This is a genomic window from Megalodesulfovibrio paquesii, from assembly GCF_054653055.1.
In genome coordinates this window covers 329280-354905 of the sequence record NZ_BAAIGQ010000006.1, presented here as the reverse complement: position 1 = coordinate 354905, position 25626 = coordinate 329280, and the positions used below count along the sequence as shown (strand labels likewise).

The following is a 25626-nucleotide window of genomic DNA, read 5'->3' as shown; positions in this document are numbered from 1 at the left end:
ACGACAGGAGTATTTGATGGCAACTTTTAACCTACGCCGCTTTTCGAAGCCGGAGATGCTCCGGCGAATCGACAGGAAGCATCTCATTGCCTTTCTGGAGCCTCATGCCGCCTATTTTTCAGCTCGCGGCGTAGAGTTGCCACCAGTCCAGCAGGAAGATGGCCTGGACTACAACGCCCTCAGCCACCTTTTGCTGACGCCGGACAGTACGACCCCGGATGATCTCGCCGAGGCGCTGTTTTATGTCAATGAAGTCTCGACCCCCGAGGGTTTTGATTCCATTCAGGATGAGATCGCCGGAACGGACATCGACGTGGAAATCGGGGAGAACGCCGCACCGGCAGACTTGGCGATCCAGGTCTGGATGGCTGACCGGGAAATCATCGAGAAGGTACACGCCGAACAGTTCTTCATGAACGTCAGGTCCTTCGAGTATTTCAAGACCAAGAAAAACCCGCTGCCGGATTTCGTGCTGCCATCGGAGGAAACCCTCGCGGCCCTCGAAGCCGATCTCGACGAATGGTTTTCCAAGAAACGTCGCGGTAAGTATTCCAAGGTGTTCGTCTATCCCAAAGAGGGCCACACATGGTTCCTCGTGCGCCATGGCAAGCCCTATGCCCGTGAGGCGGTCATTGAGGCCGGTGAGTCCACCAGCCAGTACTTCCGTCCTGAAAAATTCGACGTGCTTGCCTACAACCCCGTGATCGGGGAAATCCGCATGAACGCTGAAACCAAGGGTGAGAAGGAGCTCTACCGCAAGAAATTCGGATTCCACCTGTTCGGAGACGAAGAGTTTTTCAACGAGCGCAGCCGATTTGATCTGGAACCTTTGCGGCAAATTGGTGAGGACGCGCTTCTATGTGACGATGTCGATGGCATCGAGTATGTCAGGCTCAAGGAAGTTCAGGTCTTTTGGGGCGGCGCTCATAAGGACGTTGAGATTCGTCGGTCCGAGGATCTGTTTGCCTCCCTTCGTGATCGCGAAAAATCCCTTCCCGCAGGCGGAAAGATCGTGAAGGCAAGCTTCCAGATTAAATTCGACGGTTCGAAGACGCCCAGGTCGGTCACCTTGAGTTCAGGTAACCGAGCGCAATTCAAGCGGGATGGTGATGCCGAGGTTATCGAGCGCTGGCTCGGACTCAGGGGCTTTATTGTCGGAGCCGGAGGGACATCGGATGAGTGATCCCTTCTGGGCATATCTGGAGAGATTGCCTGGAAATTCGGCGGCGCTGTTCGATTGGGATAAGGCGCTCTCCGGTTGGGACCGATACCCGTTGTTTCGGGATCACTTCCTTCAACTGACCAAGAATCACGCGACCGCCGTGGATTGCCCAACGGAATGTGGCCTCGGATGCCCACGGAGTGTTGTCACCCATGTGAAGACCAACATCCGGGCCATCTGCAATGAAAAGGAATATCCAGCCGTCCAACTCACCACAAGGCAGACCTTGATCTACCGGCTCAAGCAGTCAGCCATCAATGGTGCTATCTGTGCGGCCTTGGGAATAGAACACCGAGAATCGAAATTCGATGGACTGCCCCATACATGGAGACTGGGCGATTTCATACCCACGGCGGGGATGGACTTCCCGGTTGTTCTGACGATGCAGGACAGCAAGGATGCGCTGGCAGAGGTCGTTCGATCATTATGTCTCTCGATCCCCAAACCCTTTGTCCTGATCGCGCCCACGCGCCTTCATCTGAGTCCTGCAGTTGAAACACTGCTGGCGCAGAGAAGCAGCACCTTCATTGCGCTGAACGAAGAGCTGCACCTGGGAGATGCACCACGGTTTCTGACACGTCGGGACAAGGCCGCGATATTCGCCCCCCTTATCGGCCAGGTGCCTGAGCCGGATTCTGGCGGCACGGTGTTTTTTTCAACACCGCCGGGCACCACATGGGCGCAAATCAAGATTCAATTCCGTGATGGCCATACCGTCACAATATGGGCGGGAGATCAGAGCGGTCGATACACCTATACGCAAATGGGAATGGCGAGCAGGAAGAATGGCAATCCTACCGAGCAATGGAAATTGCTCGAGGGGTTTGCCAACTCCCGTGGCGAGATCGACTGGCACAGCCGATACGCGTCGGACAAACTGAAAAAACAGAAGCAAGAGCTGTCGAGGCACCTGCGGGAATTCTTCCGGCTCGATGACGATCCCATCGAATGGGTCAAGGACACCAAGACCTACCGGTGTAAGTTCAGCATCCTCCCGGAAGGTGCCGAGGTTTACTGACCACCCTTTATAGCGCCCGACAAATCTATAGCCCCGATTCAGGATTCTGGATCGGGGCTTTTTGCGTCTTGGAGGCCCGCTCGGTGAAATTTCACTGGGGCCGGGCAAAAAAAGTTAAAAAAGTTTTCCTCTGTAAATCCAACACCAATCAGAGCCTTACGGGCTTTCCTCCTTCTTGAGCCAGGGCGTTTTTCGGGGTCGCAACGAAAATTCGCCAAAGCAGGGTGACAGGTCTGGTGAACACAAAAAGTTCACGACCGCCACCCGGGAAATTCATGCCGGACCTGTCTCCCGGTCGGTCCAGAAATGAAGGAGGTTCGGCATGAACCAGACAAGCAAAGCACACCTCACCCCACCGAAGCGGCGACTCATCGAGTTGATGCAGGACATCAACTTCGGCCGCATCACCAACATTCCGGTCCGCGACGGCGAGCCGGAACTCACCCCTGACACGGTCATCGAGCGCGAGATCAAGCTGGGAGGACAGAGCGGTCCCCGGCCCGAGCGCGACCAGGATGACTTCATTCTCAAACAAGAGGTCGTGGCGCTGCTGGAGCACCTCGCGCAGATGGGCAGCGGAAAAGTCTGCCTGCTCGAGATCAAGCACGGTCTCCCGTTCCTGATGCGCATCGAGGAACGGGCAGCCTGAACACGTAACGACCTGAACCCTTAGACACTGGACAACAAGCTGGACGCATGGCGGAGGCTGTTGTGGGTGTCGCCGAGCCGAATACGGCAATTGGCGGCGTACCTGCGACCCCTTCGCCCACGCGACAGCTTTGTCCTGTGATCTGGCCCGTGCCGACACCCACGCGGACCTCCTCCTCGCTCCGAGGAGGCCCCGATGGTTTCACAAAATTCTTACGACGGCATCGACAAGTATGCCGCCGACCTCATTCGGCACAAAGCACGTCAACTCGTAGGCAAGGCCGGATTCACCGAGGACGACAGACCCGACCTCGAACAGGAACTGATGATCGATCTGCTGCAGCGGATGCGGCATTTCAATCCCGCCAAGGCCAAGAAGACCACCTTCATGGCCCGGATCGTCGAACGTCACATCTCCACCATCCTGGAGGCCCGGTTCGCCCAATGCCGGGACTGGCGGCTCTGCCAAACCTCACTCAACGAACCCCTCGACAACGGCGAAGGCGACACCACCGAGCGGATCGAGTTCCTGGACAGCGAAGGTTCTCTGGGAGGCGGCACCCGCGAGACAAGGGAGCGCCTCGCCCATGAGATCCGCATGGATCTCGGCCAGGCCATCGCCTCGCTGCCGGAAGAGCTCCGGGATCTGTGCGTGCGCCTGCACGACAGCACCATGGCCGAAGTCGCCCGGGAGATGGGCATTCCCAGAACCACCCTCTACGACCGGCTGAGCAAGCTCCGGGACGCGTTCCGCGAGGCCGGGCTCGAGGACTACCTGTGATCTCCGACGCATCGGCTCCGCCTCCGGTAAGTAAGCACCGTGCCGCATGGTGCGGCTATCCGGGGCCTCGGAAATCAGAACCTGAACAAAAGAGGAGTTCAACCATGACTCACGACACCTACAAGTACCGTTTTGACGAGTCGGTCCCGGCCCAGGAACTGGAAGACACTTTCATGCTGGCGATGCTGGCCGTCGAAAGCCTGCACGGACGTTCCCGTGTGCGGATGGAGAGCCGGTTCAATCTGGACAAGGCCCGCCGTACCTGCGTGATCGACGCCTCCACCGATGTCGGCAGTGATCTCGCCCGCATCTTTACCGGCTTCGCCACCAAGGAGTACGGCGAACGCTCGGTCCTGATCGAACGAACCCAGCCGTCGGGCTGTGCCTGCGCCTCCAAGCATCGCGCAGCGCCCGCCGCTGCTACAGCGGGGGTGGCGGTATGAGCGAGCTAATGACCACCACCTATTCCATGTGGCGGCTGTTCCGCAACTGCCGCATGGCCTGCAAGTGGCGCTACATCAACGAGCTGGTGCCGCTCGAGCGCGACCCCAATCTGGCCTTCGGCTCGGTCATTCACGACTGCCTGGAGTGCTGGCACGGCGAGCGGGATCTGGCCAAGGTCCTCGACCACATCGACCGGACCTATCCGAACCGGGCTCAGGACGATCATCAACAGGCCGACTGGCATCTCGCCCGGGCCATGATGAGCGCTTATGCGGAACACTACCCGGCCGAAGAGTTCGAGGTCGTCGCGCTCGAAAAGACCTTCGAAGGTCCCATCGTCAACCCGGCGACCGGCGCGACCTCGCGCAGTTTCATTCTCGCCGGAAAGGTGGACGGCATCGTCCGTCAGGATGGCCAGTATTTCCTGCTGGAACACAAAACCGCCTCGCAGATCGACGCCAGCTACCTGGAACGGCTGTGGACCGATTTCCAGATCATCCTCTACGCCTGGTACCTGGAGCAGACCCTCGGCATCACGGTCAGCGGCATCATCTACAACGTCCTGGTCAAGGCCAAGCTGCGCCAGGGCAAGGGTGAGACCGAGGCCGAATTCGAGGCCCGCCGGGCGGAGCTGATCGCCAAGTCGAAAACCGGCAAGAGCAGCGCCAAGCGCAAGCTGCCGGAGGACGACGACACCTTTCAGCAGCGGCTCCAGGAGAAATACCTCGAGCCGGGCATGTTCCACCGCGAGGTGCTCTACATCTCCCGCGACCAGTTCGAGGAACTGCGGGCGGAGCTGTGGGAACTCTCCAAGGCCATGCTCGACGCCCGTCGGCGCGACACCTTCTACCGCAACACCAGCTACTGCTTCCAGTACGGAAGGCCCTGCGCCTACTTCCAGCTCTGCCGCTCGGGCGGCAACCCCAACGTCATCGAAAACCATTTCCAACGGATCGCCCCGCACGAAGAGCTGCGGGACGGAGCCGGTGAAGACGCCGCTCCGGTGTTTTGAAATCCCAACCATAAGGAGACGAAGCCATGCTTCCCAAGACCAAAAGCAAACCCAAACACACGCTCTCGGACCTCACCGCCCTGGTGTACGGCCCGAGCAAGATCGGCAAGAGCACCTGGTGCTCCAAGGCCGATGACGCACTGTTCCTGGCGACCGAGCCGGGTCTGAACGCCCTGGAGGTGTTCCAGACCCCGATCACCTGCTGGGACGACCTTCTGCAAGCCTGCGCCGAGATCGCCGAGGGCAAGCACGAGTTCAAGACCATCGTCGTCGACACGGTGGATAACGCATACAAGATGTGCTCGGACTACGTCTGCAAGAAATTCAAGATCGAGCACGAGTCCGACCTAGGCTACGGCAAGGGCTACGCGCTGATCAACAACGAGTTCCAGCGCGTCATCAACAAGCTCGCCTTCCTGCCCTACGGGCTGATCCTGATCTCCCACTCTCAGGAGCGGGAGATCGAGACCCGGACCGGCAAACACACACGCATCGTGCCGACGCTTCCGGAAAAGGCGCGGAAGCTGGTCACCGGTCTGGTGGACCTGATCCTGTTCTGCGACCTGGACATGAAAACCGGCGAGGACGGCAAGCCGGTCTGGCAGCGCGTGATGCGCACCAAGCCCAGTCCCAACTACGACGCCGGTGACCGCACCGGCCGACTCCCCGAAGTCATCCCCCTCGATTTTTCGAGCTTCGTGAAAGCCTTCAACAACGCGGCAGCCGGAGCTGCGGCGAGTGCCGCCCGGCCGAAGCCGGAGCCGACCGCGAGTGCGGCGGCGAAACCTCAACAGTAAGGAGATCCGACCATGGAACACTACGAAAACCAATCCAGCAGCAACCTCGACCTGGCGCAGTTCGACGACGCCTTTGAAACCGCCGAAGTCGAGGAACGTGAGTTCGAGGCCGTCCCCGACGGCAAGTACCAGGTCAACGTCGACCGGGTCGAACTGACCCGCGCCCAGACCTCGGGCAATCCCATGCTCAAGTGGACTCTGCGCATTCTCGCGCCGACCCACAAGGGTCGTCTGCTCTGGCGCAACAACGTCATGGCCAGCAACGAGAACATCAAGTGGCTCAAGCAGGACCTCTACACCTGCGGGCTGCAGCTTCAGAAGCTCTCCGACCTGCCGGGCCACCTCGAGCAGCTTCTCAACATCAAGCTGGAGGTGACCAAGCGCACTCGCGGTGAAAACGAGAACATCTACTTCAACCGTCGCATTGTCATGGCCGACGATGCCGGGGCTCCCGGCGCGGCGATGGACGACATGATCCCGTTCTGATGATGGACCGGATCACCGTTGTCGTCGACACCCGCGAACAGGAGCCCTACAGCTTCGATAGCGATAAGGTTTCGGCGGTTCGCAAGGCGCTGCCCGCCGGTGATTACTCGCTGGTTGGCCTCGAGGAACGGGTGGCGGTGGAGCGCAAATCTTTGACGGATTTCGTCTCCACCGTCATTCGGGGGCGAAAGCGGTTTCACCGCGAGTTGGAAAAGTTCTCAGCCTACGAATCCGCCTGCGTGGTTGTCGAGTGCAACTTTCGCGATCTGGTCGATGGCCGCTACCGCAGCGATGCCCACCCGCATGCGCTGATCGGAACGGTCGCCTCCATCGTCGTCGACTTCGGTGTCCCCGTCTACTTCTGCTCGGACCGGCAGGCCGCCTGCCGTTTTGTCGAGGAGTACCTGACACGTTTTCACCGGAGGATCGCGAGATGCCAAAAAGAAATGAGAGTAACCCGGCGCGACTCCGGGGAAGAATAGAGCGCGTTTACTATGCCGGACCCAAGTTCTCCGCAGGCCGACTGCTCACCCCGGCCGGTGAGGAAGTCCAGTTCGCGGGCAATTTGTTCGCCCGGGAAAATCAGCCTGTGGTCCTGCTCGGGTCGTGGTCCACCCATCCCAAATACGGCCGTCAGTTCAAGGTCGACGGGATGGAGCACGACCTCGAACTCGATCCGGAGGGGCTGATCCACTATCTGGCCAACCATCCGGAGATCAAGGGCATTGGACCGGCCAAGGCCAGATTGATCGTCGAGAGCTTCGGCGACGCCTTTGAAGAAACCCTTCTGAACGACCCCGAGCGCATTGCGCTCAAGGCTCGACTGCCCCTGGACGCGGCCCGGCGGTTGCGTGACGAATGGTTGAAGAACCGTAGCGTCAACACCGTCATGGCCTGGCTGTCGGCATTCGGCCTGACCCATCATCAGGTCACCACCCTGGTCGAAAGACTCGGCGGCAACTGCCTCGATATCCTGAAGGAAGACCCGTACATCCTCATTTGGGAGATCCGGGGATTCGGCTTCAAGAAGGTCGACAAGATCGCCCGCAAGCTGGGAACCCCCAAGGACCATACCCCTCGTATCCGGGCCGGATTGAATTTCTGCGTCCGTGAAGCCCTGGACAATGGCCACTGTTGGATAGAATACGAGGATCTGGTGGACCAGGCCAATTTGCTGCTGGTCATGGATGCCCTGGACAGCCGGGTCCGTATCGAGAGCGCCCTCGACGCGCTCATCGAAGAACAGGCGCTTTCCTGCGATTCCCACGGCGGACGTTTCGTGGTCGCTCTGCCGGAGATCGTCCGCATGGAGCGGGAGCTGGCCTCGTTGTTCGGCCAGGCCGAAACACCCAACCCGCATTTCCAGTCCGTCAAGAAACTCGATGCCCTGATTCGGCGCTGCGCATCAACGCTGAACGAGAAGCAGCTCGAAGCGGTGCGCTCGGCCCTCCAGCACAGCATCAGCCTGATTTCGGGTGGAGCCGGTTCGGGCAAGAGCTACACCATTTCGGTCATCAACACTATCTGCGAGGAGAGCGACCTGGAGGTCGTGCTCGCCGCGCCGACCGGCAAGGCCGCCAAGCGCCTGGAGGAAGTCAGCGGCCGTAGCGGCACCACCATCCACCGTCTGCTCGGCTATGACGGCAAGGGTTTCTCGCGTAGCAAGGAGAACCCCATCGATGCCGACGTCTTGGTGGTCGACGAGTTTTCGATGGTGGACGTGCCCCTGGCCTGGCACTTGTTCGAGGCGGTCGACCTGTCGCGGACCACGGTGCTGCTGGTCGGTGACCACAACCAGCTTCCGCCGGTGGGACCCGGAAACATCCTGCGCGATCTGATCCAGACACGCGCCATCCCCACGGTCATCCTCGATAAGGTCGTGCGCCAGGCTGGTGTCCTCAAGGAGAACTGCACCGCCGTTCTCAAGGGCGAGGTGCGCAAGACCAGCGAGGCATCGGTGGCTGGATGCCGGGATTGGTATCTGGTGGATCAGTTCACCGACCCGATGGCGGCACGCTCGTTCCTGCTGGAGCTGTTTCAGGAGCGGCTCGACGCCCTGGGGTTCGACATCATCAAGGACGTGCAGGTGCTGACGCCGACCCACAAGGGGCCGCTCGGCACCAAGGAATTGAACGAGGAACTGCAGCGGCTCATCCAGCGCAAGCTCTGGAACGCCGAGGTACCGACGGTCGCTATGGGCCGCCGCGCTCCGTTTCTCAAGCACGACAAGGTCATCCAGACCCGGAACAATTACGACCTGAATGTGATGAATGGTGCCATCGGCTATGTGGTTGATGTCCTCGCGAACGGCACCCTGGTCATCGACTTCGACGGCATGCCGGTGGAGATGGAAAAGGGTTCGCCCGACCTTCAGGACCTGCAGCTCGCCTATGCGCTCACCATCCACAAAACCCAGGGTTCCGAATTCCCCTGCGCCGTGGTGGTGGTCCACAAGGCGCATTCCTTCATGCACCACCGCAATCTGCTCTACACCGGGGTGACTCGTGCCCGGCGCACCGCCATTGTCCTGGGTGACCATTGGGGCATCCAGAACTGCGCCAAGCGTTGCCAGGTGGATGACCGCCGGACCTTTCTGCCCCTGTTCCTGGACGCCGCCCAACACGCGGAAGCCGATTTCGCCCGTGTCGCGGAGGCCGAATGAGTATGGGCGGAACGGATAACGTCAGGGAATATTACCGGCTCGTCACCGAGATGGACATCGGTGAGGTGGCCCGGGAACTCCTGCCTGGACGGATCACCCAGGAGACCGGCCAGCGCTTGATGTGCGACTGCCCCAACCATCAGAGCCAGTCGCGTCTGTCGCTGCACGTGATGCTCGACAAGCAGGGCTGGTACTGCTTCGGCTGCGGAGTCGGCGGTGATGTGCTGCAGCTCGTTGAGTTCATTCAGACGGGCTCGGTCACCGCCGGGCAATCTGGTCCGATGCCGGACAGCCACCGTCAGGCCCGGGACTATCTCGCCAAGAAGGCGGGCTTGCCTCCGCTGTCGCGCTATGGCCTCAGCCAGGAGCGTCTGGCCCAGACGGAGGCCGACCGCGCCTTCGAACTGCGGGTCAAGGACGCGTTGACCTCGCTGGCCAGGCTTTACCACGCCAGGCTGAAGGAGTCGCCGGAGGTCCTCGACTGGCTGAAATCCAAATACGCCCTGAGCGAGGAGACCATCGACGATCTCCTGATCGGCTACGCGGACAACGCGTCCGGCGCGGTCGCCCAACTGACCGGGGGTGAGGACGGTTTTTCCAAGCGGGAGCTCGCCGCCACCGGCGCTTTCCGTCCCACCAGCCAGGACGGCCTGACGCCATTTTTCGAGCGCCGCATCGTCTTTCCCTACTGGAGCCGTGGCCGGGTAGTGTTCATGATCGGCCGCAAGACGCCGTGGACTCCGGACGTGGGCTGGGAGCAAGGGAAATACAAGAAACTGCCGGTTCATGACGAGCACCAGCGGCCCTACGTCGCCGACTTCATCAACAACGCGCTGCTGTTCAACGAGGACTGTCTGCTGGCCCGGCCCGGCAAGGTGATCATCACCGAGGGGGTGACCGATTGCCTGGCGCTGATGCAACTGGGCCTGCCCACCGTATCTCCGGTCACCGTCCGCATCCGGGCCGCCGATTGGGAGCGCCTGATCCCCAAGCTGCGCGGCGTCGAAACCGTCTACATCTGTCAAGACAACGAGCTCTCCCAGGCCGGTCTCAAAGGGGCGCTGCAAACCGCCCGCACCCTGGCCGAACACAAGATCGACACCCGCCTGGTGACGCTGCCCTTGTCGGAGACACAGATCTCGGCCCGGCAGGAGCTGACCGAACGCTTCAGCCTGACGGCGAGCGTGGGGCCGAAGGAGCTGGCCAAGCTGCTGGCGGGGCGTTCCGCCCAGGAAATTCAGGCGGCCGAAGCGCTTCTCGCCACCGCCAAGATCGACGTCAACGATTACATTGCCGCCGGGCATACCCGGGAGGATTTCGAACGTCTGCTCGCCGAGGCCAGCACGCCCATCGAGTTCGGCGTGCGCTCGCTGCCCGAGGGCGCTGAAGAGGAGGAACGCAACCGCCTGCTCGAACCGATCCTGGGGGAGATTTCCGAGCAGTCGCCGCTGGAACAGGCCCGTCTGCTGAAGCTGGTGCAGGAGCGCATCGGCGGTGGTGTTTCGATGGCCACCCTCAAAGAGCAGATCCGCGCCATCCAGAAGGACCGTAAAGTCGAGTTCCGCAACGAAAAGAAGAAGGCCAAGCGGATGTCCGGCGCGATGCCCGGATCGTGCCGCGCCCGGGTCGACGAGGTGCTGATCGACACGGAGCTGGAGAACGGAGCTCCCGACTACACCCTGGCCGCCGAGGCCGCCTACGATTGGTTCACCGCCAACGGTGCCCAGTTCTTTCACACCCTGCAGGGCGAGCCGTTCATGTATTTCGACAACGCCATCTACTGGATGGATTCGCCGGACCGGGGCCGCAAGCGCCACTACGCGGCCATGCTCTACAAGCACACGGGTATGGTGCCGACCACGGGCGGCGGACGGACATTTTTCGAGGTGCTGCCCAGCCTGGCCATGATCCGTGGCCAGGTGCGCGACCATTTCTCCTGGCTGCACACCGATGTGGCCTCCTACACCGTCTATTTCAATCTGAACAATCCGGAGCACGAGATCGCCAAGATCACCCCGGACGAGATCCGGATCATGAAGAACGGCGGCAACGAGGACGGCATCATCCTGGACGGCTCGCGGAAGATGAAGCCGCTGAAATTCCTGCCCGACGCCGACCTCGAAGAGGCGGACCGGCTCCTGGTCGATCTGCTGGTGGGCAACATGACCTGCCCGCAGGGGGATCGCTTTCTCATCCTTTCCTGGCTCTCCTGCTTCCTGCTGATCGACTTCGCCGGGACGCGGCCCATGACCCGCTTCGAGGGCTCGGCCGGATCGGGCAAGACCACCGCCAGCAAGATCACGTCGACACTGCTTTACGGCGAGCCCCAGCACAAGAAGGCCACCGACGCGGCGAACTACACCGATGGTTCCCAGAACCCGCTCATCGTCCTCGACAACATCGAGGTCAAGCAGATGACCGAGGATCTGACCACCTTCATGTTGACCAGCATCACCGGCATCGCCAAGGAGAAACGCAAGAGCGGCACCGACAGCGAGACCATCACCGAGCGGACCAAATGCCTGCTGAACACCACCGGCATCGAGCCGCTGTGCGGAGAGCTTTCGGAGATCCTGTCGAGGTCCTTCGTCATCAACTTCGACCTCGCCAACCAGGCCAGCGACTGCTTTCTGGAATCGGAGGTCATCTCCGCCATCCAGCAGAACCGGGATCTGATCATCTCGGCCATCATGAAGCGGACCAGCCATGTGCTGGCGATGATCCGGGACGGAGCCCAGAAACAGGTCATGCGTCTGCTGCACCGAACCATGCCGACCCATGGCAAGCGCCGGTGCAACGACTATTTGAGCCTGATGTACCTGATGATGCTGGCCGGGTCCGAGGAGCACGAGGTGACTACCGGACTCGAGGAGCTGAGCCCGCTGTTCATCGAGCAGATCCATTCCATCAACGACACCAGCCAGGAGATGGCCCGGGAGTCGAACCCCATCGCAACGGCGCTGGCGTCGCTCTTCCACGCTTATCGGAACGCGGTGGAGCTGGACGAGAAGGCCCGCTACGGCGAGGACGACCGGGCAAACCATGTGGTGGGGTTCATCGAACGCTACCAGGTGAGGTTCGAGAACGAGAACACCATGGAACCGGTGTCTGCGGGACGGCTGCTCGCGGCGCTGCGCAGGGTCGGCCGGGAATTCAACATCGAGTTCGAATACAAGAAGCCCGCCCAGCTCGGTCGGCGCATCAGCAACGACCTGGACGTCATCCGGGATGCCGGGTTCGATATCGTCCGGCAGCGCAACGCCCACACCAAGAACTTCGAGTACCGGATCAGCAGCAAAGGTGTTTAACGAGATATTTTCTCTTTTAGATTGACTTTCCGGTCGCCCATGCCTATATTAAAGGCATGATAAAGCGAATATTTCACTTTAGGAGGCGGTAAGATGATAGTCAGTTTCTCACTCGAAAACTGGATGTCCTTCCGCAACCAGGTCACATTTTCGATGGTCGCCAGCAGGGAGCGCCAGCATGGAGACAGGGTTCCCAAGCTCGGCAAGTACCAGACGAGAGTTCTTCCGGTTGCGGCAATTTATGGCGGCAACGCGTCGGGCAAGACCAACTTTTTCAAGGCACTGAGTTTCGCCAAGGCGCTGGTCGTCAAGGGGACCCAGCCCGACAGCCTGATTCCTGTCGAGCCGTTTCGGCTGGACGCCAAGGTGGCCGATCAGCCGTCACGGTTTGGCTTCGAGCTGCTGATCGACGAGATCATTTACGAGTTCAGCTTCGCGGTGACCCGCAAGGCGGTTCTGGAAGAGAAGCTGGTGGTCATCACCAGCACCAGTGAAAAGGTGCTCTACCACCGTCGAGACGGAAAGCCCAACTTCGATGATTCCCTGGCCAAGGACCAGTTCCTCCAGTTCGCCTTCAAAGGGACCCGGGACAATCAACTCTTTCTGACCAACTCGGTCTCCCAGAAGGTCGACAATTTCCGGCCGGTCTACGACTGGTTCAAGGACACGCTCGAGCTGGTCGCGCCCGATTCCCGCTTCGAACCGTTCGAGCAGTTCCTCGACGAGGGGCATCCGCTCTACTCGACCATGAACGAGATGCTGCCGCAGCTCGACACCGGCATCGCGCACCTGGGTGGCGAGGAGATCCCCTTCGAAAACATTCCGCTGCCCGAGCCGCTGAAAACCAAGCTGCAGGAAGACGTGAAGGAAGGCATGACCGTTCGTCTGCTGACCGAGCCGATCAACGAACGGTTCGTGGTGACCCGCAAAAGTGGCGAGCTGATCGCCAAGAAGCTGGTGACCTATCATCCGAAGGCGGACGGCACGGAAGCCAAGTTCGAGATCCGTCAGGAGTCCGACGGCTCGCAGCGGGTGATCGATCTGCTGCCCGCGTTTCTTGAGCTGTCGGCCCAGGTCTCGAAGAAGGTCTACGTGATAGACGAGGTCGACCGCAGCCTGCACACGCTGCTGACACGCAGATTGCTCGAAGCGTACCTGGCCAACTGCTCCACGGAAACCAGAACGCAATTGCTGCTGACCACCCATGACGTTCTGCTCATGGATCAGCAACTCCTGCGCCGCGACGAGATGTGGGTCGCCGAAAGAGACGCCACCGGAGCTTCGAACCTGCTCTCCTTCAGCGAGTACAAGGATGTCCGATACGACAAGGATATCCGCAAGAGCTACCTGCAGGGGCGACTGGGTGGGATTCCCCGGATTCTGTTGGGAGGCGCTTTGACCAATCCCTGCCTCACCGAGGAAAGTGAGGGGGATGACTGATGCCGCCGAAGAGACGCAAATTCCAGAGACCCCTTGGCGAGCGTCGCTACCGCAAACTGTTCGTGATCGCGGTGGAAGGCGTGAAGACCGAGCCGCAGTATTTCGCCATCTTCAATGACCAGCAATCGGTGATCCGGGTGAACTGTCTCAAAGGCAGCCACGATAGCTCCCCGCCGCAGGTCCTGAAGCGGATGGAGGACCATCTCCGCCAGGAGGAGCTGAGATCCTCCGACGAAGCCTGGCTCGTGGTGGACAAGGATCAGTGGACCGACGAACAGTTGGACCAGCTTCATGCCTGGGCTCAGGCACGCGACAATTACGGCTTCGCCCTGAGCAACCCCAAGTTCGAATACTGGCTGCTGCTCCATTTCGAGGACGGCACCGGCATCGCATCGTCACGGGATTGCAGCGACCGGCTGAAGCGGCATCTTCCCGGTTACGACAAGGGGATCGACGCACGCAAGATCACCCGCGACCGAATCGATGAGGCCATCCGCCGCGCCAGGCTGCGCGACAATCCTCCTTGTGCCGACTGGCCACGAGCCCTTGGCGGCACCACGGTTTACAAGCTGGTCGAAAACATTCTCCAGGTCTGAACCTCAACCAATTCGATCCCCAATCATCCAGGACGCTCTCGGGCGTCCTTTTCTTTTGCGGTGGTGCGGTGATCACCGTTGTCCCTTGCGGTGGATGACCACCGCACGCCAAACCCTTGCCAGACAAGGCTTTCATGGCCTTTGCGGTGGTTGCGGTGGTAAACCCAGAGGTCTCACCCCCTATGGGCTGAAATATTTTTCCTTCCTACCAACCTGGCGTTTCCCGCTAGAGAAATTCCGGCCCAGCGTGAGAGACATTCCCCAAATACCACCGCAACCACCGCACTCTATCTTCTCTTTCTTCATAACTATCTAAAAACAAATAACAAACAAAGCGCCATCCCCTGCGGTGGGACGAGAAAACCTTCCACCGCACGACCACCGCAACCACCGCACATATCCACCGCAGCGGGTGGTCACCGACGGTTTCAGGGCAGCTCCGGTAAGTAACGGGAAAAGCGATTAACCCGTATTTCTGGAGCCTGAAACCATGAGCCTTCTGAAAACCATGATCAAGCACACCGCCGGAGGGCAGGAAGCCTCGGCCGGATGTGAAACCCCATTATTACCACCGCAACCACCGCAGCCCGCCATCTATGTCTCCACCGGGCTCGACATCCACGAGATCGAAGACGCCCGCGACTGGCCTGAAGACATGGAGATCGACGGCACGCTGTGTCGCCGTCTGTCGCCTGAATACTTTGCCTGGCTACGTTCCCGCATGGTCACCGCCCAAGCCGCGCACAAGGCCGGAAAACTCCCCGACGATGCCTGGAACACGCTACGGCAGCGATTCAACGCCCTGCAGGAGCTGGCCATCCGAGAATTCGGCAAGGAAAGCCTACAAGAGGTCCTGCAGTCCTTTTCCCCAAAGAACTACCGGCCACCCGCGCTTCGTTCCGAGCCCCAGGAGAAACCCGTCGAAGCTCCCAGAAAGGACTGGCTTTATCCCGGGAACCAAGCTTGGAAATGTAAGCAGCCGGTGACTTCCCAGGCCGTCGCCAAGGTCGACACCATCCGTGAGGAGGCCATGGCCAAGGGCTGGTCCGAGGCACGGCTCTATCAGAACCAGGGCCGCTTCCGGTTTCCCTGCGGCGAGGACTACGGTCTGGTCTGTTTCGTCGATGGCGATCAGGAGATTGGCGAGGTCACCGAGCGTTTTATCGAAATTGTCCACGGGCCGAAGTCCGGGCGTCCCAGCACGCTGCGGTTCTACAACCCGGACGTGCCGCAGCCATGGATGAAGAAAGTGGAGGATTGAGCCGTGAAGAAAAAGAAACGCTACGCCAACGCCAAGGATGTTCTGCCCGAGGAACTGTTCGCGCAGATCCAGAAGCACTACACCGGGATTCTCTGGGTTCCGGCACCGAGCCGGTTTTACCAAGAGCGCCGCGACCTGGTGCTTGCCCTTCATCTGCAGGGGATCAGCAGCCAGGAGATCTCCAACCTCGCCGGAGTGACCACCCGCCGGGTCAATCAGATCATCGCCGCCGAACGAAAACAGGATCGGGACCGACAGTTGGCCGCCGCTTCCGGTAAGTAACCCCTGAACCGGCGGGAGCGCGTTTGGAGGCTAAATCGGCCTCCCGCCCCGCATCCCGGCTTGGGAAAACAATATTCCGCAGGATTTCCACGTGGCACTGAACAAACCGGACAAAGAGACGCTGGACCGCTGGCACCGCAACGAGGGCAAGACCGAACCGCCCCGGCGCGGGCCTGGTGCGCCCGAGGGCAATCAGAACCGGCTGCGTCACGGCATCTTTGCCGACCGCTGCCTGACGCCGGAAGAGAAGGTCATGTTCGACGCGATCATCGACCGCCTCAACCAGGACTTCGAGTTCAACAAGTCCAGCGACTTCCTGCAGGTGGAGCTGGTGGGCGTCTACTCGGTGAAGCTGGTCCGCGCCCAGATCGAGGGGAACACGGACGCCGCCGAAAAGCTCGACCGGATGATCCGCTGCCACATGAAGGATCTCAAGACCACCAAGATTGCCCGCGAGGGTGAGGAGCCGAAAGGCCCGCAGACCTCTCCGGCAGAATGGGCGGCGGCGCTGCTCGAAAAGGTAGCCGAGGCCGCCAACGCCCCGGGCGCGAAACCCTCCGGCCGCAAGAAACGCGGAAAGAATTGCGGATAACACCATGGAGGGCTTTTCCGATGACCCCGGCACACGGCGACTTGCGGCAGACAGCTTCACCAGGGATTGCGGATAAGACGTGTTCCTTGCACTTTCGGAATCGGCATTCTCCGGCGGCCGATCATCATTCCCACTCCTCGATTTCTTCCTGCAGCTCTCGATATCCGCTTGGCATGTGTACGCATAAGCCGAGCCGCATAACCCAAGTAGATATTGGCATGTTCACGCCGGGGCTCTCTCACACAACCCAAGTAAATATGGGCATGTCGAGCCCCAGTCAGAACCGGCCAAGCCCCGCAAACAGCCATTCCTTCGACAGCGGCCCTCGCATATGCCAAGCAGATATTGCCATGTGTGTTCCGCGCCCGGAGCGCACAAGCCAAGCAGTTATAGCCATGTGCGGCCGACAAACAGAAAAGGAGAAATTCCGGTCAATCGATATTTCCCGCTCTGCCAGGGAGGCTGAGAACCATCGTCATGATCATTCATCATCGGCAGATGTGTTCTTCTGCGGGCACTGTCATTCACTGTCTTCGGCACTGTCTCGGCCAACGAAAACAGGAGCAGCCGAGGCCGCTCCCATCGTCGGGTCCGGAAGGATCAGAGGCGTTCGAGGGCTTCCTCGAGCTGACCGTCCACGAGGTGGGTATAGATCTGGGTGGTGGACACGTCCCGGTGCCCCAAGGCCCGCTGCACCACGAGCAGGTCGTTGGTCGCGCCGTAGAGGTGGGTGGCGAAGGTGTGCCGCAGCCCGTGCGGCGTCAATTCCTTTTCGATCCCGGCCTTCCGCAGCCAGTGGGCGAGCCGGTTTGCAATCTGCCGCTGGCAGAGTCTGCCGTCCCGGTTCGACAGGAACAGGGCTTCCATTTCCGGGCGGCCGTGTCGACGGCGCTCGGCCAGGTAACGGCGAAGCAATGCACGGAGGTCGGTCTTGATGAACTTGACCTGCGGCACATTCCCCTTGGCCCGCACCCGCAGATGCTTGGCGTCGAGGTCGATGTCATCCATGTCGAGCGCGGCCAGCTCGCCAAGCCTGATCCCGGTGCCCAGCAGCACCTCGATCATGGCGCGGTCGCGCAGCGCGGAGAAGTCGGTCCGTCCTTTGAGCTCCTTGAGCAGGCGTTTCTTTTCGGCGGTGGTCAGGAACACCGGCAGCTTTCTCGGCAGCCGATGCATGCGGATGGACCGGGCCGGATTGTCATCGACCACGTCCGCCTCGGCGGCCCAGGCGAAAAACGCCCGCACCGCCGCCTTCATCCGATGGAGCGAGGCCGCCGAGCGTGGGCCTCGCTCACTCTCGGTGACCGCCCCGGCGGAGAACACCTGGTCGAGGAATCCTGCCGTGACCGCCCGACAGACGATACCCGGGGCCAGCTCATCGGCAACGCGGGCCACCAGGGCAAGGTCCCGGCGGTATGCGGCTATGGTCGCAGGGGAGCGACCTTCGGCCGACAGGCGGGCACAGAACGCCTCCGTCGCGCCCGTCAGGTCGAGGTCAGCCGTTCGGTTGCTCATCGCTGGTCTCCTTCACCCGGCTGTGGCCCATGGGTGTGCTCTTGGGCAGAGGCAACTCCTCGATGCGCCCCGACTCCCTGGCCCAGACCATCATCATGCGGAACACCCGAATGGTCTTGGCAATGGTGCGCTCAGCCCGCTCCTTGCCGTCGGGGAGTTTGAGCAGCAGGTCGGACTTGTAGAACTTGCCGACCTGGGGAAGCCGGATCTCGGCGAGCTGGCGATCCGCGCCGAAGAAGGCCTCAACCGCATCGAGGTCCTTCCGGTAGGTGTAAAGGGTCCGCTCTTTCTTTCCGGATTCCCGCAGGTGGCCGATGAAAGCCTCGGCGGCTTGATGCACGGTGCATTCGGTCATGTCGATGTCTCCTTTGTCGGTGGCCCGGTGTGTTCAGGACAGGAACTCGTCCAGCTCCCGCAGCAGTTCCTCGACGTGGCCGAGGGAGCCGACGCTCGCCCAGGTGATGTCCGGCTGTTTCGCGTCCGCTTCGAGCTTGCCGCGAATGCCCTCGATCAGCCGGGCGATGTTCTCCTGCTTTTCTCGGTACGCCTTGAGTGCCTGCTGGCGGTTTCTGTCGTAGGTCATGGCCTGCCTCCGGTTCCGGTTTTCGTGGATGCGGGACCATCCCGCGTCACATCCAATGACGCTTCTATTTCGTTGGAAATCAAGTGTTTGCAGAGATCTTTCTGTATGTACCCCAAACCCCTAACCCAAAGGAGATCAACATGTTGAAGAAGACCCTCGAATGGACCATCCCGCTGGTCCTGGCCGGGATCATGACCGGCTGCGCCACCTACCGGCCTCCGGCCCAGATCCAGTCGGCGGTGGCCACCGTCAACCGCCACACGCCCGAGTATGTGACCGAGGCCAACAAGGCGCTGCGCGAGGTCGGCCACCCGGACGCCGAGCGCCTGACCGGTGTCGGCCTGCGCCTGCAGACCGCCGTGGAAGCCCTTGACCAGTGGGCCAACGGATCGAACCAGGAGGCAGGCCAATGAAAGAGATCCTTCAGGAAAACAGCGATGCCGTCCGCCAGGCCGGTGAGGCCCTGGTTGAAATCGGGACCGAACTGGCGGCGGGACGGATCGAGAACGCCCTCGGCCGTCTGGAAGCGGCCCAGCAGCAATACCGGGCCTGGGCGGAGTTGGACCAGGCCATCATCGACATTCAGGAGGCTGTCCACGACCGGAAGAACACCCTGGCCGTGCAGCAGATCCTGACGGAACTGGTGGGCACCATCCTCGGCAACGCCTTGAGGACAGGAATGCACTGATGGCGGTAACCGACAAGGAGCGCAAACTCGCGGCGACCCTGAGCGATCCCGTGTTGTGGGGGCAAGCCTACCTCTACAACCGGGATGGCTCAGGCCGCGACTACTGGCCGCACCAGGTGGAGGACCTGCGTTGCCCGGCCAAGAACATCATCCACCTCGACGGCCGGGACGTGGGCAAGTCCATCGTGCTCTCGACCGACGCGCTCCATTACGCCTTCACCACCCGAGGCGGCCAGGGCCTCATCGCGGCTCCACACCAGGGGCACCTCGATACCATCATCGAGGAGATCGAGTTCCAGCTCGACACCAACCCGGATCTGATGAACAGCATCGCCCTGACCAAATATGGCAAACCCAAAATCCACCGCAAACCCTATTTCCGGCTGGAGTTCACCAACGGTTCGGTGCTCTATTTCCGCCCGGCCGGGGCCTATGGCGACGCCTTCCGGTCCCTGCACGTGGGCCGCGTCTGGGTCGATGAAGGAGCCTGGCTGACCGAACGGGCCTGGAAGGCGCTGCGCCAGTGCCTCAAGGCCGGGGGAACCCTGCGCATCTACTCCACGCCCAACGGCCTGCGCGACACCACCTATTACCGGCTCACCTCGTCGGAGCAGTTCCATGTGTTCCGCTGGCCGTCCTGGCTCAATCCCCTGTGGACCGAAGATCGCGAGGCCGAACTGCTGGAGTTCTACGGCGGCCGCGACAGCTCCGGCTGGCAGCACGAGGTGGCCGGTGAACACGGCAAGCCTTCCTATGGGGCCTTCAATGTCGAGCAGTTCAACCTCTGTCGGCAGGATCTGCTGGAGTACCAGAAGATCGTCATCACCGATTCCGAGCTGCGCGATTGCGATACCGAGGAAGCGGCCCACGACCGGCTGGAGATGCTGCTCAACCTCACTCCCCGCAGCGGGCAGTTCTGGGTCGGCGGCGACCTGGGCTACACCAACGACCCCACCGAGATCGTCGTATTTCAGGAGATGGAGGTCGGCGAGCGGACGCTGCTGAAGATGATCCTGCGCGTGCATCTTGAACACGTTTCCTATCCGCACATCGCCCAGATCATCGCGCTGCTGGAGCGTTACTACACCCCGGCTGGCATCGGCGTGGACAACGGCGGGAACGGTCTGGCGGTGGTTCAGGAATTGCTCACCCTGGACAAGTACAAAGGGCTGGAGCTGGAAGGCAGGCTCAAGGGATACGACTTCGGCGGCATGACCCGGCTGGCGGTCCGCGACGGCAAGGAAATCAAGAAGCGGACCAAGGAGCTGATGACCAGCCTCATCAACGGAGCCCTGCAGCGTAAGCAGGTCATTTTCCCCTCGGACGACCTGGAGGTGGAGGACCAGTTCACCACCCACACCTACACCCTGCGGGACGGCAAGATCATCTATTCCAAGGGCAACGACCACATCATTGACGCGGTGCGCTGCGCCATGCTGATCCGGGAGGAAGGCAACCTCGACCCGGTCGGCGAAGAGGTGGTCTCGCTTAAGCCGGTGCTCACCAACCCGATTTTTATCTGAACCAGACAAATCGTTACCAGTTTTGTGGAAGTGGCAACAATAGGTCTGATGCCCGAGGGCCAGGGAATGGCCGTGGCTTGGATGTCAGGCGCTTTCCGGCATGTTCAGCAGAAACCGCCAGGCGGGCACCACGTCAATTTTTCCGGAATCTACCTGTATCTGCTCTTCCTCGTTACGCGTCACGATAATGCCATGCGACAGTTTCAGTTCGGTCATGGCTTCGGCAAGCGCGGTGGTTTCCCGCTTGCGGGTTTGCTGGTCGGCCATCGATTCACAAACCTGAACAAGCCTGCGGGACGGGCCTTGTCGTCCGGCGATGAAATCAACCTCCCGGCCCGCCTTGGTCTTGTAGTAAAAGATATCCGGCGTGACCCGACGCAGCGCGGTGAACACCAGGTTCTCCAGAAGATGGCCCGAGTTGACCAGAATGCCGGAGCTGATCGACGTCACCAGCGCGTGATCGACGCAGTAAATCTTCTTGGGGTTGGTGTTGGCCCGGGCCAGCGAGGCGTCAAAGATGCGCACCGTGAACAGAACGTAGGCATCCTCGAACCATTCGAGATAATCGGAGACGGCGGGTTTCGGCGCTTTGTGCCCCAGGGATTTCAGGTAGCCGGTCAGGTTGTTGATGGAATAGAGGGAACCCGTATTGTCCACCAGCCAATGCGCCAGATCCGTGACCGCCTTGGGGTGAGAGATATCATGGCGTTCAACAAGGTCCCGGAACAGCATTGCGTTGAAATACTCTTGGTGGGTCTTGATTCGCAGCATACGGTTAAGGCCTGCAACCTCGGGGAAGCCACCGGTTTCCCAGTACTCCTCGAATGCCTTCTGGACAGTCAGACGTTTTTTGGTCGAGAGTGGACCGTCGCTCTCGATCCCCTTGTAGTCGAGAAACTCCCGGAATGAAAACGGGAACATTTCCCAGGAGAGTGCCCGGCCGCGCATCTGGGTCGCTATCTCTCGTGAGAGCATCTGAGCCGACGACCCGGTAATGTACACCTCGCACTTTTCCATGCGCATCAAGCGGTCAACGAAGGGCTCCCAGCCAGGTACGACCTGGATCTCATCGAAAAAGCAATAAACCTTCTCGGCATTCTTTTTTTCCGGATAGAGCGAAAAGTAGGCTTCCAGAATCACACCCAGATTGTCGTGTTGCAGACTATGCAGACGATCATCGAAGAAGTTCAGATAGAGGATGTTCTGACGGGCAACGCCAGTGTCCTGCAGCTTCTTCATAAGCTGGAACATGAAAGTCGATTTACCGCTGCGGCGCACACCGATGCAAACCGTGGCTTTTCCCGGCACTGGCGAAACAGCAACCCGCCTGGGCACACCCGTCGGAAGGTCAATCTCCTGAAAATCGAGGATTATTTCTTTAAGCATGTCAATCATCGCGAAAACCTCCGGCTATCAATTTTTCCGGTCAATATAACAACCGGAAATAATTATTGCCAGTTTAGGCTTGAAATGGCAAGGTAAATTTCTGGTTTCGGCCTCGGCCGCCTCAATGCAGTCTGATGCAAAACCTCTTTACTTCTTCTCAAATGAAGAGGTTTTGCATATTGACCACCCGCCAAACTCATCCTCCGACGCTTTCCACCCATCTCCGGTAAGTAACCGGCATCGAGCCGGGTTCGGCCCACACGGGCCGGATGTGCGGCTGTCATGGCCGAAACTACCGAGAGGATCACGTGGAAAGCACCGCCCATCAGGACGAACAACCCGAAAGCCTGGACACCACCGGCTTTGTCATCGCGCCGCTGGCCGCAGCGGCAGCGCTCGACTCGGCCGCCTTCAGCAAGGTCAACGCCGCCGAAGCGATTCCGGCCACCTGGGAAGAACGCGCCCGCAAGGCCTGGGAATACTACGTCGAGGAGCCGCTGGTGAAGAACTGCGTCAACTCTTGGCGCACTTTCGCCGTGGGCGACGAGATCAAGATCACCAGCGATGACGAGAACCTCAAGGAACAGGCTCTGGAGGCCGCCTGGCGGCTGAACGTCTCGCAGTTCATCAAGGACATGGTTCTTCAGCTCCTGGTGAAAGGCGACGCCATCGGCTTCAAGCGCTTCACCAAGTCCGGCCAGGACATCGAGGAGCTGGTCTGTGTCAACCCGGTTTCGGTCAAGGTCAAATACGCCCAGGGCGAACTGATCGAGGCCCGGCAATTTCCCGAGGACACCCCCGGCGGTGGCGAATCCATCCCGCTGCCCGTCGAGCAGGTGGTCCATCTCAAATGGGACGCACCCGCCTTTTCGCCCAGGGGCAACTCCCTCGTGCTTCCCGCCTTTCAAGCCATCGAACTGCTGCGCGATTACCGCCGGGCCGAACAGGCCATCGCCAAGCGCTGGGCCACGCCGTTCCGTCTGCTCAAGGTGGGCGGCGCGTTCGGCCAGAAGATGGTGATGCCGGACCAGCGGATGCTCGAACAGGTTCGCGACATGGTCAACAAGATGGACATGAAAAGTGGCCTGGTGGTCCCGTTCTACGTCAATGTCGAAACCCACGGCACCGACGGTCAGGTCCTCAACGTCGAGGACAAGGTAAAGGAGGTGAAGGAAGACATCGTGGTAGCCCTGGGTCTGTCTCGCTCGCTGGTGACCGGCGACGGTCCGAATTTCGCCACTGCCTCGGTGAGCATGCAGAAGATGATGGTCATGATCCGCGAGATCAAACAGGCCGCACGCAAGCTCCTCGACTGGGTGTTCGACGACTGGATGGAGCTGAACGGCCACGGCGACAAGAGCATCCAGTTCATCTTCAACGACCTCGACCCCAGCGACGCGGTCGATTTCAAGAAGCTCCTCATCGAACTCTACGACCGCAAACTCATCAGCCGCTCCAGCCTTCAGCTCAAGATGGACCTGGACCCGGACATCGAGGCCGCCAACCGCGAGACCGAACGTAAGCAGATCGACCTGATGGACGAGAAACAGGTGAAGCCGGTGGTGGATATGGTCGTCTCCGGCATCCTCAGCGTGCCTCGCGCCCGGAAGATGCTCGGGATTCCGGCCGAGGACGATGAACCCACGGCGGAGGCGGCATTGGTCTGGTCGGGCGACCTGGAGTCCACCGGCATTGCTGCCGTGTGCGACGAGTGCAGCCACTTCATTGCTGACACCAACCACTGCCGGGTTCACAACAGCGAGCGCACCTTCGACGCCCCGGCCTGTCGTTTCATCGACCGCCGGGAGCCCCGCTGATGCCGTCGGACCTCAAGCAGCGCATCCAGGCGGCCACCCTGAAAAGCCTGACGGCCCGCAACCGCTACAACGACCAGGTCACGGCCCAACTCACCCAGGCACTGAAACAGGCCGAAGACGAGGTCGCCCGCGCCATTCTCCAGTACCGCTCCCTCGGCTCCCTGCCGGACAACAAGCTCGCCGCCCTCAAAGGGCTGGAAAAGCTCCAGCTCGAACTCGACGACACCATGAAGCGGCTCAAGCGGGAGCAGACCCTGGTCTTTCGCAAGACAACCAAGGACTCCTTCAAGCTCGGCATCCAGCAGGGAATCGGCGAACTCGCCGACGCGGCGCTGCCGTTCTACGCCGACCTCAAACCCGAAGGCATCGACAAGCTGGCCACCAAGGTGTTCACCATCGTCGACACCAATGCTCTCGACTTCATGGCGCAGTACAACCTCACACTCGCCGGTGACGTTCACCGCGAACTCGCAGACGGCATCAAGCGCACCATCCTGAACGGCGTCGCCACGGGCAAGGGAGCCGACGACATCGTCCGGGATATGGGCAAGGTGATCATCGACAAGGACTCCTTTCGCCAGGCCGGAAGCCGGGTGTTCAACAAGGCTCAGTACCGCATGGAGATGATCGCCCGCACCGAGGTCCTCCGCGCCCACAACATGGGCAGGCTCAAATTCCACGAGCGGGTCGGCATCCAGAAACTGGAATGGCTGGCCATGGAGGATGAGCGCATGTGCCCGGTCTGCGGCGGCCTGGACGGCAAGACCTTTCCCATCGACAAGTTCCCCCAGCAACCCGCGCATCCGCACTGCCGCTGTACCAACATCGTGGCCTGGCCGATGACCGTCTGCGGTAGCGAGATGGCAACCAAGGCCGCCGCCCAGGCATCGCAGGGGGACGCCTGCATTCTACCGCCCCATGTGCTGGAAGGCATGGCCGATGCCCAGGCCAAGGAGAACGCCAAGCTCAAGAGCGCCTTTGAAACCGGCGACATCGCCGACCTCGGTTCGCTGACGGTCAAACAGCTCCAGACCCTGGCGAAACAGAACGGCGTGGCCATTGCCCGGACCAAGGCCGATTTCATCAAGCTGCTCGATCTGGCCGAACCGGGGATCGATCACGGTGACCTGGCCGGAGCGGCGCTCAGCGCCAAGCTCAAGGAACACAAGATCGGTCTGCTGCGGACCAAGGAAGAACTGGTCGAGCTGCTGGGACTGAAGCAGGCGGAACTCAGACAGGCCAAGCTGCTCGCCGCCCAGATGGCGAAGATCCCTCCCGCCGAGGGGCTGGAGGGCATGACCGCCCAGCAGCTCAAGGAGATGGCGAAGGAAAACGGCATCTCCCTCAACATGACCAAGCAGGAGACCATCGAGCTGCTGGACAAGCTGGAGCCCGGCGTGGACCACAGCGGCCTGATGGGCAAGGAACTCGCGGCGGCCAAACAGAAGCACGGTATCGGCATCCTCAAGAACAAGCAGCAGCTCGTCGAGGCGTTGATCCGGCTGGCGACCGAGGAAACGTTGAGGAAGTGGATTCTCCGGCAGGTGAAGGCAGGTTCCTGATAA

General features: G+C 60.7%; 25 protein-coding genes. 21 read left to right on the top strand and 4 right to left on the bottom strand.

Translation table 11 applies throughout. The features are described from left to right. The first annotated feature begins 16 nt into the window (after nucleotides 1-16). From ACYQ00_RS14435 to ACYQ00_RS14360, 16 genes are all read left to right on the top strand, one after another. Nucleotides 17-1183: a hypothetical protein gene (locus tag ACYQ00_RS14435; RefSeq protein WP_199263706.1), complete on the top strand. Its 1167-nt coding sequence runs from the start codon at nucleotides 17-19 to the stop codon at nucleotides 1181-1183. Continuing rightward, the gene (locus tag ACYQ00_RS14430) at nucleotides 1176-2240 is read left to right on the top strand and encodes a hypothetical protein (RefSeq protein ID WP_460032807.1); all 1065 of its coding nucleotides are present in this window, start codon (nucleotides 1176-1178) and stop codon (nucleotides 2238-2240) included. The genes ACYQ00_RS14435 and ACYQ00_RS14430 overlap by 8 nt, the downstream gene beginning before the upstream one ends. Nucleotides 2241-2562: 322 nt before the next feature. After that, complete coding sequence (locus ACYQ00_RS14425; RefSeq protein WP_011367849.1) at nucleotides 2563-2889, top strand: hypothetical protein; 327 nt, start codon at nucleotides 2563-2565, stop codon at nucleotides 2887-2889. A 195-nt stretch (nucleotides 2890-3084) separates the two neighbouring features. Then, nucleotides 3085-3669 (top strand): sigma-70 family RNA polymerase sigma factor, encoded by a 585-nt coding sequence (locus tag ACYQ00_RS14420; RefSeq protein ID WP_020886696.1) that lies wholly within the window; start codon nucleotides 3085-3087, stop codon nucleotides 3667-3669. Between the two features lie 104 nt (nucleotides 3670-3773). Beyond that, entirely contained in the window at nucleotides 3774-4112 is a 339-nt protein-coding gene (locus ACYQ00_RS14415) for a hypothetical protein (protein WP_013258642.1), read from the top strand. After that, nucleotides 4109-5125 carry a PD-(D/E)XK nuclease family protein gene (locus ACYQ00_RS14410; RefSeq protein WP_200174595.1) on the top strand — a complete coding sequence of 339 codons (1017 nt, stop codon included), beginning with the start codon at nucleotides 4109-4111 and terminating at the stop codon, nucleotides 5123-5125. The genes ACYQ00_RS14415 and ACYQ00_RS14410 overlap by 4 nt, the downstream gene beginning before the upstream one ends. A gap of 26 nt (nucleotides 5126-5151) precedes the next feature. Then, a complete protein-coding gene (locus tag ACYQ00_RS14405; protein ID WP_460032806.1) occupies nucleotides 5152-5922 on the top strand; it encodes an ATP-binding protein in 771 nt (256 codons plus the stop codon). A gap of 12 nt (nucleotides 5923-5934) precedes the next feature. Continuing rightward, complete coding sequence (locus tag ACYQ00_RS14400; protein WP_013219083.1) at nucleotides 5935-6408, top strand: DUF669 domain-containing protein; 474 nt, start codon at nucleotides 5935-5937, stop codon at nucleotides 6406-6408. After that, nucleotides 6408-6890, top strand: coding sequence for an ERCC4 domain-containing protein (locus ACYQ00_RS14395; RefSeq protein WP_460032805.1), 483 nt, complete (start codon nucleotides 6408-6410; stop codon nucleotides 6888-6890). The genes ACYQ00_RS14400 and ACYQ00_RS14395 overlap by 1 nt, the downstream gene beginning before the upstream one ends. Continuing rightward, entirely contained in the window at nucleotides 6842-9070 is a 2229-nt protein-coding gene (gene recD2, locus ACYQ00_RS14390) for an SF1B family DNA helicase RecD2 (protein WP_460032804.1), read from the top strand. The genes ACYQ00_RS14395 and recD2 overlap by 49 nt, the downstream gene beginning before the upstream one ends. 2 nt (nucleotides 9071-9072) lie before the next feature. Then, nucleotides 9073-12378: a CHC2 zinc finger domain-containing protein gene (locus tag ACYQ00_RS14385; protein ID WP_460032803.1), complete on the top strand. Its 3306-nt coding sequence runs from the start codon at nucleotides 9073-9075 to the stop codon at nucleotides 12376-12378. Between the two features lie 93 nt (nucleotides 12379-12471). Then, on the top strand, nucleotides 12472-13818 hold the full coding sequence (locus tag ACYQ00_RS14380; RefSeq protein ID WP_460032802.1) for an AAA family ATPase: 1347 nt from the start codon (nucleotides 12472-12474) through the stop codon (nucleotides 13816-13818). Then, the gene (locus ACYQ00_RS14375) at nucleotides 13818-14414 is read left to right on the top strand and encodes an RloB family protein (protein ID WP_460032801.1); all 597 of its coding nucleotides are present in this window, start codon (nucleotides 13818-13820) and stop codon (nucleotides 14412-14414) included. Before ACYQ00_RS14380 ends, ACYQ00_RS14375 begins: the two co-directional genes overlap by 1 nt. 490 nt (nucleotides 14415-14904) lie before the next feature. Continuing rightward, nucleotides 14905-15675, top strand: coding sequence for a hypothetical protein (locus ACYQ00_RS14370; protein ID WP_460032800.1), 771 nt, complete (start codon nucleotides 14905-14907; stop codon nucleotides 15673-15675). 3 nt (nucleotides 15676-15678) lie between these two features. Then, complete coding sequence (locus ACYQ00_RS14365; protein ID WP_239882994.1) at nucleotides 15679-15957, top strand: hypothetical protein; 279 nt, start codon at nucleotides 15679-15681, stop codon at nucleotides 15955-15957. A 91-nt stretch (nucleotides 15958-16048) separates the two neighbouring features. After that, on the top strand, nucleotides 16049-16549 hold the full coding sequence (locus ACYQ00_RS14360) for a hypothetical protein (RefSeq protein ID WP_015721258.1): 501 nt from the start codon (nucleotides 16049-16051) through the stop codon (nucleotides 16547-16549). Between the two features lie 600 nt (nucleotides 16550-17149). On the opposite strand, the gene ACYQ00_RS14355 is transcribed toward ACYQ00_RS14360, so the two are convergent. The 3 genes from ACYQ00_RS14355 to ACYQ00_RS14345 are packed head-to-tail and all read right to left on the bottom strand — an operon-like array spanning nucleotide 17150 to nucleotide 18647. Further along, nucleotides 17150-18064 (bottom strand): tyrosine-type recombinase/integrase, encoded by a 915-nt coding sequence (locus ACYQ00_RS14355; RefSeq protein ID WP_460032799.1) that lies wholly within the window; start codon nucleotides 18062-18064, stop codon nucleotides 17150-17152. Further along, nucleotides 18045-18419 (bottom strand): hypothetical protein, encoded by a 375-nt coding sequence (locus ACYQ00_RS14350; protein WP_045668318.1) that lies wholly within the window; start codon nucleotides 18417-18419, stop codon nucleotides 18045-18047. Before ACYQ00_RS14350 ends, ACYQ00_RS14355 begins: the two co-directional genes overlap by 20 nt. Before the next feature lie 33 nt (nucleotides 18420-18452). Further along, complete coding sequence (locus ACYQ00_RS14345) at nucleotides 18453-18647, bottom strand: hypothetical protein (RefSeq protein WP_011366959.1); 195 nt, start codon at nucleotides 18645-18647, stop codon at nucleotides 18453-18455. 140 nt (nucleotides 18648-18787) lie between these two features. Between ACYQ00_RS14345 and ACYQ00_RS14340 the strand changes: the two genes are divergently transcribed. From ACYQ00_RS14340 to ACYQ00_RS14330, 3 genes are read left to right on the top strand one after another with little or no spacing between them, the layout of a single operon-like run. After that, nucleotides 18788-19060, top strand: coding sequence for a hypothetical protein (locus ACYQ00_RS14340; RefSeq protein WP_415519341.1), 273 nt, complete (start codon nucleotides 18788-18790; stop codon nucleotides 19058-19060). Further along, nucleotides 19057-19335 carry a hypothetical protein gene (locus tag ACYQ00_RS14335; RefSeq protein WP_192623669.1) on the top strand — a complete coding sequence of 93 codons (279 nt, stop codon included), beginning with the start codon at nucleotides 19057-19059 and terminating at the stop codon, nucleotides 19333-19335. Before ACYQ00_RS14340 ends, ACYQ00_RS14335 begins: the two co-directional genes overlap by 4 nt. Then, nucleotides 19335-20858, top strand: a complete 1524-nt coding sequence (locus ACYQ00_RS14330) for a terminase large subunit domain-containing protein (RefSeq protein ID WP_205228843.1) — start codon at nucleotides 19335-19337, stop codon at nucleotides 20856-20858. The genes ACYQ00_RS14335 and ACYQ00_RS14330 overlap by 1 nt, the downstream gene beginning before the upstream one ends. Before the next feature lie 84 nt (nucleotides 20859-20942). Here the strand turns inward: ACYQ00_RS14330 and ACYQ00_RS14325 are convergent, their stop codons facing one another. After that, nucleotides 20943-22253 (bottom strand): ATP-binding protein, encoded by a 1311-nt coding sequence (locus ACYQ00_RS14325; RefSeq protein WP_455697346.1) that lies wholly within the window; start codon nucleotides 22251-22253, stop codon nucleotides 20943-20945. 299 nt (nucleotides 22254-22552) lie between these two features. Between ACYQ00_RS14325 and ACYQ00_RS14320 the strand changes: the two genes are divergently transcribed. Then, complete coding sequence (locus ACYQ00_RS14320; RefSeq protein ID WP_205228841.1) at nucleotides 22553-24061, top strand: phage portal protein family protein; 1509 nt, start codon at nucleotides 22553-22555, stop codon at nucleotides 24059-24061. Further along, complete coding sequence (locus ACYQ00_RS14315) at nucleotides 24061-25623, top strand: minor capsid protein (RefSeq protein WP_205228840.1); 1563 nt, start codon at nucleotides 24061-24063, stop codon at nucleotides 25621-25623. The genes ACYQ00_RS14320 and ACYQ00_RS14315 overlap by 1 nt, the downstream gene beginning before the upstream one ends. The last annotated feature ends 3 nt before the right edge of the window (nucleotides 25624-25626 follow it).